The sequence below is a fragment of the Clostridia bacterium genome (genome assembly GCA_028698525.1).
In the GTDB taxonomy this organism is placed as follows: domain Bacteria; phylum Bacillota; class Clostridia; order JAQVDB01; family JAQVDB01; genus JAQVDB01.
In genome coordinates this window covers 33,873-48,923 of sequence record JAQVDB010000005.1, presented here as the reverse complement: position 1 = coordinate 48,923, position 15,051 = coordinate 33,873, and the positions used below count along the sequence as shown (strand labels likewise).

Here is a 15,051-nt window from a genome sequence, read left to right as displayed (position 1 = left end):
TTTTTTGTACTTAAAAACATACTTGACAATATGAGAACAGAACGACAAAATACTTGACAAATTCGGGTATTAATAGTAAAATATTTTCAACAGTGGTTGTAAAATGTTGGTGAGGTGAGTATAGATGGATTTTTTAGATGCAAGAGATGTTTTAAATGAAAGTGTGCCGAAAGAAACGCAAGTTGAAATTGCAAAGATTATAAAACGTTCTTATAATATTGTAAAACATATAGAGAAAGATAAAGATTATTTTGATTCGTTATTAGCAAAGAATATACTTACATATTTAAGCAGTATTGTAGTTGAAATACAACTAGAAAAGGCAATTAAATCTAATGTACTGCCTTATAAATGTTCGGTTATTCCAAATTCAGCAAATAATCATTATCATTTGGAAATGAAAACTTATGATGACAAATATATATTTACAGTAAATCAAACAGCGAATAAAAACTATACTCCTAGGTTATCAATTTTTAGAGCAAACCATAGTTTAAATAATCAGATTACAATTGAAGACTTTTTAGGGATTAAAAGAAAACAAAGCGATTCGATTTATCTTCTAATTACTCATGGGCATTATAGAAATAAATTAAATTTTATAACTATAGGTATTCCACAGCCATATATAACAGGATGGGTGGATAAAATTAATTTATTGGAGCAGTCTTATATAGTTGAAGCATTAAATTCAGAAGAACACAAAGAAGAAAAAATAGAAAATGACATTGCATTAGAAATCAAAGATCTAATCACAAAAAGGGTGGCTAAAGATGGGTAAAAGCAAAACTTATAGGAAAGTTAATATTATTCCTGAAAGGTTAAGACAAGCAAGAATTATTAGAGGTCTAACTATACAAGAGTTAGCAGATAAAATAGGAGTAACTAGACAGTCAGTTTCTCAATACGAACTAGGACAATCAAATCCTAGTTCGGTGGTTTTGCGAAAAATAATAATGGTACTTAATTTTCCTAAAGGTTTTTTTTATAAACCTTCAAGAATAAAAAATACTCCTTCGGGGACTGCATTTTTTAGAAGTTATGCTACTGCAAGAAAAAAAGGAAAAGATCGAATAGAGGAAAGGTATGAGTTATTTGTTGAAATATGTCAATACTTGAGCCAATATATAAATTTCCCGAGTGTAAGTATCCCTAATTTAGAACATTTTAACCTAAGAGAATATATTGCTTTAGAGGAAATTGAAGAAATTGCGAATGAAGTGAGGAGTTACTGGGGGTTAGGGTTAGGCCCTATAAGTAATGTAATGTTACTTATGGAAAAACACGGCTTTTTTATTACAAGAAATACTATAGATGAAAAAACTATTGACGGATTTTCCAAGATTGAAGATGGAAGGCCTTTTATTTTCTTAAGTTCTGATAAAAAATGTGCTGTGAGAACTAGGTTTGATTTAGCACATGAATTAGGGCATATTATACTGCATCAAGGAATAGAACAAGATCAGTTAACAGATAAAAAATACTTTGATGAAATAGAAAGACAAGCCAATAAATTTGCTGCCGCTTTTCTATTGCCAAGAGAAAGTTTTATTAATGAAGTATTTTCAACGTCTGTTGATCATTTTTTGTCTTTAAAAGAACGTTGGAAAGTTTCAATAAGCGCTATGATAATGAGATGTAATGATGTTGAACTATTTACCGAAAATCAGCATTTGTATTTGCAAAAACAATTATCCCAAAAAAGATGGCGAAAAAATGAACCTTTAGATGATGTACTAGTTCCTGAAAAGCCTATTTTGACTAAACAAGCATTTGAGTTACTGCTAGATAGTGGTGTGTTAAATTCTTATCAAATAATAGAAGATTTGAAGATGCCAATAGGGGAGATAGAATCATTAGCTAATCTTGATGAAGGTACGCTAAGTAAGTGTAATCGAGTAATACCTATTAATATTAAGAAATTTAGCAACTAAAAGGTCAAGAATAGCAAATAAATTCAACTTTATTATTTTATAATCGGATAATATTTCGGAAAACCCAACGCTCATATTTCGATTTTAAGCCACGTTTATAAGCATAGCAATGGTTTAATATGGGTAAATATAAGCAAAAGACTGTATAAAAACGCAGTCCAACATCTGATTATGCAGATAAAAGCCTAGTGGCAATGAAATATCATTGATGGATATACTCGGGAGCGAAAATGATAGCGTTATAAGTCAAGTAGAGTTAAAGCTTCAGATTAAAAAAATGTATTATAAGATGAGAAAAGTACTAAAGAAGAGAGAACGTTTGATACTGGAGTTGAGGTACGGTCTTGCTGATGGCACTATTATGACTCAAAGAGAAATAGCTAAGATGCTTGGAATCTCTAGATCATATGTATCTAGAATAGAGAAAAAGGCAATAGACAAATTAAATAAAGAATTAAATCCATAAGGGCATAGAGTAAAATCTATTGCCCTATTATTTTCTTCAGACTACCATCCCTAAATTATATGATAATAAAACACGAGTTTACATATTTCCCCTAAAAAAAATCTACAAATTGACAATTGAGTTGATTTAATTTATTATGGGATTAATAATCATCGACTTATTAAAAATAATGAGGTGTGATATGAAAAAGCGATTAAAGCCTGATTTATTTATTGACTCAATTTACGAGCTTGACCTTGAGATGCTAAAAGATAAAGGTATTTCAAACTTAATAATTGATATCGATAATACTGTTGTATCATGGAATCAGACTTATCTTGATCAAGAGATCAAAGATTATATAAATCACATAAAAGAGCAAGGATTTGATATTTGTTTTATATCAAATAATACCAAAAAAAGATCCCGGGTTTTTGAAAAGGAATTGGACATCCCAGTTATTTGTAATGCCGCAAAGCCTATGAAACGGTGTTTTAAGAAGGCACTGACCATATTGGATGGAGAGAGAAAAAATACTGCAGTGATTGGTGACCAGATCTTCACCGATGTATATGGAGGCAACAGAATGAAGCTGTTTACTATACTGGTTAAACCTATTAGTGAACAGGAGTTTATTACTACAAAAATAATGAGAAAGATGGAAAACAAGGTGTTAAAGGAGATAAAAGATAGGTATGAAAAATGACGCATATACTTTAGGTTTGGTAGGTAAACCTGTTTCTCATAGCCTGTCACCACTACTTCATTCTTTATTGTTTGAAATGCTCAATTTAAAATGTACATATATAGCTCATGAAGTAAATTCCCAAGATTTAAGGAGTACAATAGAAAAAATAAAGGCATTAAATTATAGGGGGTTCAATGTAACATATCCATATAAACGTGATATAATAAAATATCTGGATGAAATAGATGAGTCGGCAAAACTGATAGGCGCAGTCAATACCGTTAAATATGATGGGCAAAAACTGATAGGATATAATACGGATGGTATAGGTTTTATACGATCGATGGCTGATAAAGGAAAAGAAATTAAAAACCGAAGGGTATGTATATTAGGTGCGGGGGGAGCTTCGCGTGCAATTGCTGTGAATATTGCTTTGCAAGAGCCAGCTAATATCACTGTTCTAAATAGGACGGTCAGTAAGGCAGCAGAAGTCTGTAATATAATAAATAATAATATAAAAGACATTGCACAATATGGGAGTATCAAAGAGATACAAAGAATTGAAAATTCGGATATAATTATAAATACTACCCCCTTAGGAATGATTCCTTATGAAGATAGGTTGCCCATAGAAGGAAAGATTCAATTATCTGAGGATAATGTTGTATATGATATTATTTATAATCCTCCACAAACAAAACTTTTAAAATTGGCCGAAGATTTTGGTTGTGTAGCGCTAAATGGTCTAGGAATGCTTATATATCAAGGTATTTCATCTGAAGAAATATGGTTAGATATTCAAATATCTGACCATACTGCAAATTTAATACTAAAACAAATGAGAAAACTGACAAATTTTTAATTCCATGAAGGAATTTTTTTCTTTTTGACGAAATAAGTAGTTTATAATGGTAAAAAGGTGAATTTAAATGAATGATGAAAAGAGAATGCGGCTAGGTGAGATTTTGATAAATGCAGGTATTTTAACAAAAACTCAGCTCAAACAGGCATTATATAAGCAAAAAGAAACAGGCCAAAAGATAGGAAAGATACTTATAGATGAGGGGATGATCACAGAGCAGGAGATTATAGAGGTACTAGAATTCCAATTAGGAATTCCCCATGTTGATCTTATGAAGATCATGCCAGAAATTGAAGTTGTCGAACTGGTGCCTCAATCTATTGCGATCAAGAATACGTTGATACCCATCAGAAAAGTTTATAATAAAATACAAGTGGCTATGAGTGATCCTTTGGACATATTCGCTATTGAAGATGTTAGGCTTATAACAGGAATGGATGTAATACCAGTTATTGCAAGTGAAAGACAGATAATAAGTGCAATAAAGAAGTACTATAGCCAAAAATCTGCCCAGATGGCTGCTGATGATTTGAATAAAGAGGTTGTTTTAAATATACAAGATGATTTGGATCAACAGTTGGTTCAGGAGATAAACAGTGCACTTGCAGTAAGAATTGTAAATGCATTGATTGAACAAGCTGTGAGACGAAATGCTAGCGATATTCATATTGAGCCTTTTAAAGAAGATGTTAGAATTCGTTTTAGAATAGATGGTATGATGAGGGAGATTTTGAGGCACAACAAACAAATACATCCTGCAATTATTACTAGGATAAAGATAATTGGCAACATGGATATAGCAGAAAGGCGAATTCCCCAAGACGGAAGAGTGGAAATGAATATTGATAATAAGGAGATAGATATAAGGGTATCGATTTTGCCTACTATACATGGGGAAAAAGCTGTATTAAGAATATTGGATAGGACAAATTTTTTAAAGACAGTTGAACAGCTAGGTTTTAGCCGAGCAAACCTCAAGCATTTTAATTATTTAATGTCCACAAACGCCGGGTTGATATTAGCTACTGGTCCTACGGGCAGTGGAAAGAGCACTACCTTATACAGCATTCTAAATAAACTGAACAAATCAGACAATAACATTATTACTGTAGAAGATCCTGTAGAATACAGAATTGAAGGTATAAACCAAGTACAGGTGAATAATAAAGCAGGCCTTACTTTCGCAAACGGGTTGAGGGCAATTTTAAGGCAAGACCCTGATATAATTATGGTAGGAGAAATAAGGGATTTGGAGACTGCAAAAATATCCATTCGTTCATCCATAACCGGGCATCTTGTTTTAAGTACGCTTCATACAAATGATGCTGTAAGCACTATAAGCAGGCTTAGAGATATGGGTATAGAATCCTATTTGATTGCAGCTTCTATTAGAGGGATCATTTCACAGAGGTTAGTAAGGAAAGTATGTAATAATTGTAAGAAGCCGTACAAACCGGATAAAGCTCAAATTAAAATTCTTGGGGCAGAAACAGACGATGAGAAAACTTTTTATAGAGCGAGAGGATGCTCAATATGTGGAAAAACAGGTTATATCGGCAGGACTGGGATACATGAGGTTATGATGATAACCAAAGATATAAGGAATTTAATATCTTCCGATAGCAGCATTGAAGCAATAAAGGCTATGTCCATAAAAAATGGAATGCAAACGCTAAAGCAGTCTGGATTAGAGCTTATACAAAATGGTATAACAACCTTTGAAGAGGTGATGAGGGTAATAAATTTGGACTCGGAGGATGAATGAAAGTGAGTATACCTGAAATTGCAGTATTGTTAGAAAAAGCTGTACAATTAAATGCATCTGATCTTCACATAAGTGTAGGTGTTCCACCTGTGGTTAGAATAGATGGACAGCTAAAGCGACTTAACTATGATGTATTAAAACCGGATGATACTAAAGCGTATATAACTTATATTTTAGATAATGAAAAATTAATAGAACTTCAGAATAAAGGGGATATAGACTTATCTTACTCCATTCAAGGGTTGAGTCGGTTCAGAATAAATATTTATAAGCAAAGAGGCAGCTACAGCCTTGCGATAAGAATAGTAAATAGGAACATTCCTACCATGGAGAGTCTTGGTTTGCCTTCTGTAATAAAGAAGCTTGCTGTGGAAGCTAAAGGTCTCGTATTGATTACAGGACCTACCGGTAGTGGAAAAACCACTACGCTTGCCTCTATGATAGATTACATAAACAACAACCAAAGCAAACATATAATTACGCTGGAGGATCCTATTGAATATTTGCACAGAAACAATAAAAGCATAGTTAATCAAAGAGAAATACACAATGATGCGTTGAATTTTAATCGGGGGCTAAGGGCAGCGCTGCGACAAGACCCTGATGTTATATTGGTGGGTGAGATGAGAGACTTGGAAACTATATCAACAGCATTGACTGCTGCTGAGACAGGACATCTTGTATTGTCAACTCTTCACACAATTGGTGCAGTAAAGACCATAGACAGAATAATTGATGTTTTTCCACCTTCTAGCCAGCAGCAGATCAGAGTACAGCTTTCTATGGTGCTTAAAGGGGTTGTATCCCAGCAACTCATTCCCTTAAGGGATGGAAAAGGTCGGATACTGGCTCCAGAAACCATGGTTGTAACACCGGCGATTAGGAATATGATTCGTGAAAGCAAAGTACACCAGATTGCAAATTCAATCCAAACCGGGGGTAAATATGGAATGAAGACAATGGATTCACAACTGGCAGAACTATATTTAAAAGGAATGATAAGCAAAGAAGATGCGATAAATCACTCTTCTGAACTAGATGTATTATTGAGACTCATAGGAGAGTGATATAAAATGGAGAGGTATTATTATAAAGCTAAAGATATGTCCGGAAAGACAATCGAAGGATTATATGAGTCCAGCAGTGAAAGAGTTTTGATCTCAATGTTAAATGAGAAGGGGTTTTTCCCTACAGAGATTAAAAAGTCCAAAACTCGCAATAGCCTGAAGGAAACAAGATTGTTTAATAAAATTACTACTAAAGACCTATCCATGTTCTGTAGGCAGTTTAGCGTATTGTTGAGTTCTGGTATTCCCCTTGTCACCTGTCTTGATATATTGAGAAAACAGGAAAGCAATCCTAAAATGTTAATCGCCCTTAATTGTATTTTTGAAGAGGTGCAAAAGGGTAAATATCTTTCACAAGCTATGAAGATGGCAAAAGATGTTTTTCCTAAAATGCTGATAAGTATGGTAGAGGCTGGAGAAACGAGTGGAACTCTTGATGAAACCTTCAAACGCATGGAAATGTATTATGGACGGGAATTTAAAATGAAAAAGAAGATACAGAATGCAATGGTTTATCCTGTACTGGTATTAATTGTGGCAATTATTGTAGTTATTTTTTTGTTAGTTACAGTGGTGCCTATGTTTGTTAGCATATTTGAAGGATTTGGACAAGAACTACCCGGTCCTACTAAAGCTATACTTGCAATAAGTAATTTCTTAAAGAGATATTGGGTTTTAATAGTTTTAGGTATTTCAGCATTGGCGTCTATTATACACTATAGGAAAAAACGCCCACAGTCAAAAGCAAGATTTGATGGCCTAAAACTCAAGTTGCCTGTGTATGGGCCTACCCTCCAAAAGATTATAACATATCGATTCGCCATGGCATTGGGAGGGCTTTTAAAAAGCGGAATACCTTTGATACAATCATTGGATATGGTGGAAAACATAGTGGATAATGAAGTATATAAGGATAGGTTTCAACAGTCCAAAAGTCATATTCAACAAGGATTGAAGCTGTCTGAACCACTTGACAGTTTTAATATTTTTCCCCCTATGGTTATTCAGATGATAAGGGTAGGGGAAGAGTCAGGCACATTGGATGAGATGCTTCTCAAAATTGCCAGTTTTTATGAGAACGAGACAGAAGTAGCATTGACAAGGCTCACCACTCTCATAGAGCCTGTAGTGATAATAATTTTGGCGGTAGTTGTAGGTTTTATAGTTCTTTCTATAGCATTGCCTATGTTTAATATGTATAATTTTATTTCGTAGAAGGGAGGTGAGGGGGATGAAGGCGAAAAAGTTTAATAAATTATTAAAAGATGATAAGGGGTTTACTCTGATTGAACTTGTTGTGGTGTTAGCCATACTGGCAATACTCGTAATGATTGCAATACCTGTTTTCGGGAATACCACAGAAAATGCAAGGGTTAAGGTGGATGATGCTAACTTGAGGACGGCACAAAGTGCATTGCAATTATATATTGCAGAAAGCGGAGATGATGACCTATCAGAAGTATCAACTGTAGAGGATCTAAAAGTTGAGGTTACTTATGATGGGAAAGAGTATGGTCCATATCTGCCAGATGACTTTGAAACAGAACCTCAATCAAAAGAATATAAAGAAAAAGGATATACTATGATAGTAAGTGGCACAGATGTTGAATGGGGGACTCCCAGTAGTTGACCAGGATTTCGATCTAGTGTGATGCGGTATGCACAGTGTTTTGATTAGAACATGGAATAAAAACTTACATATAAAGTAAACGAATCCCTTGAAGAAATATTCGGTTAAAATAACTTGACGCATGGAATGGAGAAAATAACAGTTTAGCTTTAAGCAAGTTTAGAAAAGCTTGGTATTTTCGAAATGGCATGAGTCGTAGTTATTTCCGAATATTCATTTGTATGAATGTTCTTCAGTCGCAGCTACAGGTTATCATACACCCTAGCAAAGGTTAGCGATTAATTGGTAAACTGATAAAAAGTTTAACTGTAGATATATAGTATAAACTTATACAAGGCAAATGAGCTGCTCATAAGTGTTTAGCTAAAAAATAGAGGAGAAGATATGTGGACGCATAATGTAGTTATATTTTTATTTGGTTTGGTAATAGGAAGTTTTTTAAATGTTTGTATAGCCAGGATACCTAAAAAGGCATCTATAGCATATCCACCTTCACACTGTACTGATTGTGACACTAGGCTAAAGGTATCAGATTTAGTGCCTGTATTTAGCTATATACGATTAAAGGGGAAATGCAGATATTGTGGGTCTAAAATATCGTTGGTATATCCTCTTGTTGAGATAACAACAGGTATTCTTTTTACTCTTATTTATATAAAAACAGGATTATCAGCTAAATTAATCCCAGGGCTTATATTTGTTTGCATATTGATCATTGCTTCTTTTATAGATATAGAACATTTTATAGTGCCCGACATTCTTCCGATAGTACTTTCTGTTAGCGCATTTATTATGAATTTTGCAGGCATAAATATAGATGTTTTATACGGTATTTATGGTGGAGCCTTGGGGGGAGGAGTTGTATTGGCAATCGCTTATCTATCTCTGATGATCTTTAAAAAAGAGGGGATGGGTGGTGGTGACCTGAAGATAATGACTTCTATAGGTCTGTTTTTGGGTTTAAAGCTCACAGCCATAGCTTTGCTACTCTCCGTATATTCCGGAGCTATAGCAGGAATATTTATATTGTTAGGTAAGGGAAAACAAAAGAGATATATGCCTTTTGTTCCTTTTATATCCATCGGCAGTATAATATCTTATCTATATGGAGATAGAATCATAAGTTGGTATATAGGTACATTTCTTGTATAGAGGGATGTATATGGTAAGCAATACAAACGGCTTTACTTTAATTGAGATAATCACAGTTTTGGCCATAATAGGAATTGCCCTTGCTTGTTTTTCGCCGGGCTTGATGCATTTGTATGAACAATGGCAATTGGATACTTTCGTTGATAATTTTATAATGGATATAAGGTTTAGCAGACAACTTGCAATTTCCAAAGGATACAGACATTTAGTGGAGCTGAACTTAGAGGGCAAATATTACTATTTAAGAGGGGACTATGTTACCCAACCATCATTAAAGAAAGTTGAACTCCCTGTTTGTATACAAACGATAACTACTACATTTAAAAAAAATCCTTCAGGTTATATCACTATTATATTTAATGAAAATGGTGCCCCAGGTGGAGGAGGCACTATAGAATTCTCTACTAAAAACGATAAAAAAGCAACAATTACCGTATTGCCTGTAACTGGAAGGGTACAAAAGAAGTGAAGTGGTGATTGAATTGTTTTATCAAAAAAGAGATGGTTTTACCTTCATAGAAGTGATAACAGCTATTGCAATACTGGGAATATTTATTGTTGCCTTTTCAAATATTGTTACCGTAAGTATTCAAGCTAATGAAAAGGCTGATAAATTATTTAAAGCAACATTAATTTCAAACAATCTAATGGAAGAAATCACTTCTCATCCTAAAAAGCCACTGCTAGATTATCATACGGCTCCAGAAAGAAAAAATATTGATGGACTATATTGTGAAATAAGCATAGAAAAAAAAGGAGAACAAGATGACAAGGATGTATATCATATTGATATAAAAATATTTGAAGATTATCATACCCGAAAACCTATAAGCCAAAAAAATAAGATTTTAGTATTTTAAAACAGGTGTTATGTTATGAGTAAGCATAAAGGTTTTACTTTAGTTGAAATGATAATTTCTTTAGGATTGTTCTTGATTTTATTAACTAGTTTGTATTCTCTGTTTTCCATAGGGCATAAATTGTATACAAGTGAAAACCAACGGGTGGATGTTCAACAAAATGTTATGATATCAATAGACCATATTTTAACTAATATAAGAAGACAGGAGTCAACTGAGGTTATCCAAATTTTCAATGGAGATAAATTATCTGTGGGACAAGATATATATTCTATCAAAAACAATAAATTATATTTAAACAAAAATGCAATTGCATATAATATTGATATCTTTAATGTGTCAGAAGACCAAGATGGGGTTATACATATTACTGTGGGTACTATGGGAGACAAAGCTAGACAAGGATTCAAAGTAACTGCAAGTGTAGTTCCACGCAATTAGGAAGGTGTTTTATATGAATTTTGCAAGACCTAATGGTTCAGCATTAGTGCTTGTAGTTATAGTTATGATGCTCCTTTCTATTCTTTGTATGGCACTGTTAAACCTGTCACTGCTGAACTATAACTCTGTGTTAAATCAAGATTTTATGTTTTATGCGTATTATATAGCTGAATCCGGTGCTGGTATGGCAAAACATGATTTAAATAGAGAATTGTTAGATATCTTGCCTTATAAATTTAATTATAATGATTTTCAAGATTATAAGTCCAAGCAAGTAAAAGCAGTGGTAGAAGCTAGTTACAATAAAGACAAACAGCTTTTGATATTAGAGTCAACTGGATTTGTAGGAGAGATAAAAAAGAAAGTAGAAGTCGGGTTTCAAGTTTCTCACAAAGAGAATGGTGATATTGATCTCGTTCAAAAATATTTTAAAGAAAAAAAGCTTAATACTGACTACTAAAGCTTTGGCATTGTGGAGGAATAATATGATTTTTAAAAGAAATAGAATAGGTATTGAACTGGGCACTGCTTTTATAAAAATTGTAAAAGTGTCTTATAACAAATCCAAAATAAAGCTTTTAGAATATATGATAAGCCCCTTACCCTCGACCTGCTTTAATGATGGCAGGATAGAGAACATGACAGTTTTCTCCAGCTTGCTCAAAAAGTATATTGAACAAATCTCGCCTGCAAAAAGTGATATTTACATTACTTTAGATAGCAAGGATATAATAACAAGACAAATAGATATGCCTTATATGTCGGAGGCTGAATTAAAGAAGGCTATTAAATATCAAGCAGATCAATATCTTCCTATAGATGTCGATGATTATGTTATAGATTATAAAATATTAGGTATCCAACAACAGCAGGGAAATGAAATTATTAAAACCCTCGTTGGAGCAGTTCCTATTGAAATTATCGAAGGTTTGTCTAATGCATCAGCTAAAGCAAAGATTAAGATTAAAGGCATTGATTTATATTGCAATTCCATATATAAATTTTTTAAAAATATATTAAAAGATGATATTGATACAGGAGTCATTATCATTGATATAGGGGCAAAACATACCCATTTTACCGCATTTAACAATAACTTTTTTGCTTCCCAAACAATACAATTGGGGGCAGAAACTTTGATTGATGTGTTATCTGAAAATTTGAATTTAGATAAAGAGCAAGCTGAAAAAAACATGATATCTAAATTAGACCTATCCATCGATAATATAATAAATAACACCCATATGGTAAAGTCGGTTAAACCTGTATTGCAAATACTCAATCAAGAAATTTTTAAGATGAATGAATATTATAAATCTAGAAATTTTGGCAAGGATATTGGGAGTGCGATACTTATAGGAGGGGGAGGCAACATAGACGGTATGGATGAATACATACAATTCAATTCAGGTTTGAACGTCCAGACGTTGAACCAATATTTAGCTAAAAATAATATTTTGCTTTTTGACTCAACTTCAGAAGATGCAAGTTTCCTATGTGGAGCAGTAGGAGCTACTGTGAGGCAGGTGGATAGTGGTTGAAGGATTTTAACTTTTTGGATGAATATTATGACTCTAATAAATATAGCGATAAAAGAAAAAGAATTACTTTTGAAGTAATAATAATTGTAGTTCTAATAGTTGTAGTTATATGTGCTATTTGGTTACCTCGAAAGATATTGGATAACACCATTGAAAGCTCTTATAATATAAAGAAAGACCTAGATGAGATCGGCTTGAACATAGAACAAGGGAAAAATATTCAAGATGAACTTGAGCAAAAAGAAGAATTAATTGAAATATTAAAAGGATTGGAAGCAGAAAAGATTGTGTTTTCTAAACTATACCCCATGTTGATAGATATGGTGCCTGAGGATGTTGATATTGAAACTATAAGCTATAATTTAAATGATTTGCAAATCAGTGGAAGCTCATACACCAAACGAGATATTTCTGAATTCATGATAAATCTTGGCGGATTGGATGTATTCAAAGATATAGAATTAAGCAATGTTGTTTATGTGGGCAGTAGCAACAAAAATAATTTTGAGATTAAATGTACTTTTGCTAAAGTTATGGAGTGACTCATTATGAAGCTTTCTAATAGAGAAAAAACATTGATTGTCATTGCATGTGTTTTATTAGCTTTTTTAATATATTTTAGACTTTATCTAAAGCCCATAGTTGATCAGATAATAGAGGCTAAAGTCTCTATCCAACAAAACAGTCAACTGGTTCAAAAAAACAGTAAAACCGGAAGAAAAACAGATGAGCAGGAGAGTTTGTTAAAAAACTATAACACCAAAATCCAACAACTAAGTCAAGGATATTTTTGTCCTGTTGATATGTCTTCTGTGCTTGTATTGTTTGAAAAGTTAGAGATTAAATATGATATAACTATTGATTCAATAAGTGTAAATGACTATATTGAAAAAGAAGGATATAGAATACTACCTATCGATATAAGTTTAAAAACCGACCAAGAGACATTCAATAAATTCATAAATGATGTTGAGAACTATGAAAAAAAGATAATATTGATGAGTGTAAATATATCCAGCCAAGATGAAGAAGGGATTTTGAACATAACTTCAAAACTAGGTTTATATGAGATTACCGGATTAAAAGAACAAAAACAATAGAGCGTAGGCATAATAGAACATGATGATAAAGGTGTATATATGAATAATATTGTATTAATTGGATTTATGGGAACAGGTAAAACCACAATAGGAAAGGGATTAGCACATAAATTAAGCTATGATTTTTTGGATACCGATGAGGAGATTGAAAGGCAGGAGGGAATATCCATAAGTAATATTTTCGATAAATATGGAGAAGAATATTTTAGACTATTAGAGCAAAAAACAGTCAAACAAGCCAGCTCTTTAAAAAATACTGTAATATCTACAGGTGGAGGAGTGGTGCTCAATCCTCAAAATATAAATTATTTAAAGAGCAGTGGGCTTTTAGTATGCCTTGAAGCAAATATAGATACAATATATAAAAATGCATTAAAAAGCGATAATAGGCCTTTATTGTGCGGTCATCAAGATTTAAAAGGACGAATAACTGCAATGCTTAAAAATAGAAAAGGTTTATATGATTGTGCAGATATAAAGGTAAATGTTGATGAAAAATATATCCATGATATTATAGAAGAAATCATAATAACAATTAAAGAAAGGAAAATTTTATGACTGCAAAGTTCGGACCTTCGGGAAATTCTGATAGTTTCTATAATCAAGGTTACAAATCCAGCATCGATGCTCCGGAATGGATAAAATCTTTAGGCCTTGATTGTTATGAGTATTCTTGTACAAGAGGTGTTCGGGTAGGTGAAAAAACTGCGAAACAAATCGGACAGAAAGCAGAGCAAAATGATATATTGATGAGCATTCATGCTCCCTATTACATAAATTTTGCCAGCACTGATGTTAACTCCATAAACAAATCAAAAAAGTATATAAAGGATTGTATAAATGCGGCAAAATGGCTGAAAGCCGATCGTATAGTTTTTCATCCCGGTTCCTGTGCAAAAATAGACAGAAGCAAAGCATTTCAAAATACAAAGAAGTCAATAAAAGAACTATTAGATGAAATCAAAGAAGATTGCTGTAAATATAATATAAAATTGTGTCCGGAAACCATGGGCAAAAGAAATCAATTGGGTACCGTAGAAGAAATAATTGATATATGTTCTATTGATGAGATATTATTGCCTGTGCTAGATTTTGGGCATATATATGCATTTAATCTTGGGAAAATAAAGTCTAAAGCAGATTATGATTGCATATTTAATGAAATAAAAAACAAGCTGGGCACTGAACGGCTAAATAAGATTCACTGCCATTTCAGCCGGATAGAATATACTAAAGCAGGTGAAAAGAAACACTGGACTTTAAATGATGTTGATTATGGGCCGGATTTTGAACCCATTGCTGAATCAATTGTCCATAATAAGATAAATCCTAGAATAATCTGCGAATCTCGCGGCACCATGGCTGATGATGCTGTTAAGATAAAGAAAATTTATTTAAAATATTTGAATAAATATAGCTAACAGCCCTGTATGTATTTTCTATGGATTGTTTATATTAGTTTTAAATGCCATATAAATTTTCAATATAATTTATATATAATAACGATTGTTTAATTTAATTTTTTTGTATAAAATGGAGATGTAGGATAACTATTAGAAATTAACA

General features: G+C 32.8%; 18 protein-coding genes and 1 pseudogene. All 19 read left to right on the top strand.

Annotated features, from left to right (window positions below):
- Window positions 1-124 precede the first annotated feature (124 nt).
- The 19 genes and pseudogenes from PHP06_01460 to PHP06_01370 all read left to right on the top strand — a co-directional run bounded on the left by PHP06_01460 (window position 125) and on the right by PHP06_01370 (window position 14,906).
- Window positions 125-781, top strand: coding sequence for a hypothetical protein (locus PHP06_01460; protein ID MDD3839227.1), 657 nt, complete (start codon window positions 125-127; stop codon window positions 779-781).
- Window positions 774-1,934 (top strand): XRE family transcriptional regulator, encoded by a 1,161-nt coding sequence (locus PHP06_01455; protein MDD3839226.1) that lies wholly within the window; start codon window positions 774-776, stop codon window positions 1,932-1,934. Before PHP06_01460 ends, PHP06_01455 begins: the two co-directional genes overlap by 8 nt.
- Before the next feature lie 190 nt (window positions 1,935-2,124).
- Window positions 2,125-2,400 (top strand): annotated as a pseudogene (locus PHP06_01450) (sigma-70 family RNA polymerase sigma factor).
- 181 nt (window positions 2,401-2,581) lie between these two features.
- Entirely contained in the window at window positions 2,582-3,085 is a 504-nt protein-coding gene (locus tag PHP06_01445) for a YqeG family HAD IIIA-type phosphatase (protein MDD3839225.1), read from the top strand.
- On the top strand, window positions 3,075-3,929 hold the full coding sequence (aroE, locus tag PHP06_01440; protein ID MDD3839224.1) for a shikimate dehydrogenase: 855 nt from the start codon (window positions 3,075-3,077) through the stop codon (window positions 3,927-3,929). The genes PHP06_01445 and aroE overlap by 11 nt, the downstream gene beginning before the upstream one ends.
- 67 nt (window positions 3,930-3,996) lie before the next feature.
- Window positions 3,997-5,694, top strand: coding sequence for a GspE/PulE family protein (locus PHP06_01435; protein ID MDD3839223.1), 1,698 nt, complete (start codon window positions 3,997-3,999; stop codon window positions 5,692-5,694).
- Between the two features lie 2 nt (window positions 5,695-5,696).
- The gene (locus tag PHP06_01430; protein MDD3839222.1) at window positions 5,697-6,761 is read left to right on the top strand and encodes a type IV pilus twitching motility protein PilT; all 1,065 of its coding nucleotides are present in this window, start codon (window positions 5,697-5,699) and stop codon (window positions 6,759-6,761) included.
- A 6-nt stretch (window positions 6,762-6,767) separates the two neighbouring features.
- Window positions 6,768-7,976: a type II secretion system F family protein gene (locus PHP06_01425; protein MDD3839221.1), complete on the top strand. Its 1,209-nt coding sequence runs from the start codon at window positions 6,768-6,770 to the stop codon at window positions 7,974-7,976.
- 16 nt (window positions 7,977-7,992) lie between these two features.
- On the top strand, window positions 7,993-8,391 hold the full coding sequence (locus PHP06_01420) for a type II secretion system protein (GenBank protein MDD3839220.1): 399 nt from the start codon (window positions 7,993-7,995) through the stop codon (window positions 8,389-8,391).
- A gap of 384 nt (window positions 8,392-8,775) precedes the next feature.
- Window positions 8,776-9,543, top strand: coding sequence for a prepilin peptidase (locus PHP06_01415; GenBank protein ID MDD3839219.1), 768 nt, complete (start codon window positions 8,776-8,778; stop codon window positions 9,541-9,543).
- Between the two features lie 10 nt (window positions 9,544-9,553).
- Window positions 9,554-10,012 carry a prepilin-type N-terminal cleavage/methylation domain-containing protein gene (locus tag PHP06_01410; protein MDD3839218.1) on the top strand — a complete coding sequence of 153 codons (459 nt, stop codon included), beginning with the start codon at window positions 9,554-9,556 and terminating at the stop codon, window positions 10,010-10,012.
- A gap of 4 nt (window positions 10,013-10,016) precedes the next feature.
- Window positions 10,017-10,403, top strand: a complete 387-nt coding sequence (locus PHP06_01405) for a prepilin-type N-terminal cleavage/methylation domain-containing protein (GenBank protein MDD3839217.1) — start codon at window positions 10,017-10,019, stop codon at window positions 10,401-10,403.
- 15 nt (window positions 10,404-10,418) lie between these two features.
- A complete protein-coding gene (locus PHP06_01400; GenBank protein ID MDD3839216.1) occupies window positions 10,419-10,844 on the top strand; it encodes a prepilin-type N-terminal cleavage/methylation domain-containing protein in 426 nt (141 codons plus the stop codon).
- Window positions 10,845-10,857: 13 nt separating this feature from the next.
- Window positions 10,858-11,304, top strand: a complete 447-nt coding sequence (locus PHP06_01395; GenBank protein ID MDD3839215.1) for a hypothetical protein — start codon at window positions 10,858-10,860, stop codon at window positions 11,302-11,304.
- A gap of 25 nt (window positions 11,305-11,329) precedes the next feature.
- Window positions 11,330-12,385 (top strand): pilus assembly protein PilM, encoded by a 1,056-nt coding sequence (gene pilM, locus PHP06_01390; GenBank protein ID MDD3839214.1) that lies wholly within the window; start codon window positions 11,330-11,332, stop codon window positions 12,383-12,385.
- On the top strand, window positions 12,382-12,927 hold the full coding sequence (locus PHP06_01385) for a PilN domain-containing protein (protein MDD3839213.1): 546 nt from the start codon (window positions 12,382-12,384) through the stop codon (window positions 12,925-12,927). The genes pilM and PHP06_01385 overlap by 4 nt, the downstream gene beginning before the upstream one ends.
- Before the next feature lie 6 nt (window positions 12,928-12,933).
- Window positions 12,934-13,485: a type 4a pilus biogenesis protein PilO gene (pilO, locus tag PHP06_01380; GenBank protein ID MDD3839212.1), complete on the top strand. Its 552-nt coding sequence runs from the start codon at window positions 12,934-12,936 to the stop codon at window positions 13,483-13,485.
- Window positions 13,486-13,524: 39 nt separating this feature from the next.
- Window positions 13,525-14,043, top strand: coding sequence for a shikimate kinase (locus PHP06_01375; protein MDD3839211.1), 519 nt, complete (start codon window positions 13,525-13,527; stop codon window positions 14,041-14,043).
- A complete protein-coding gene (locus PHP06_01370; GenBank protein ID MDD3839210.1) occupies window positions 14,040-14,906 on the top strand; it encodes a TIM barrel protein in 867 nt (288 codons plus the stop codon). Before PHP06_01375 ends, PHP06_01370 begins: the two co-directional genes overlap by 4 nt.
- Window positions 14,907-15,051: the final 145 nt, after the last annotated feature.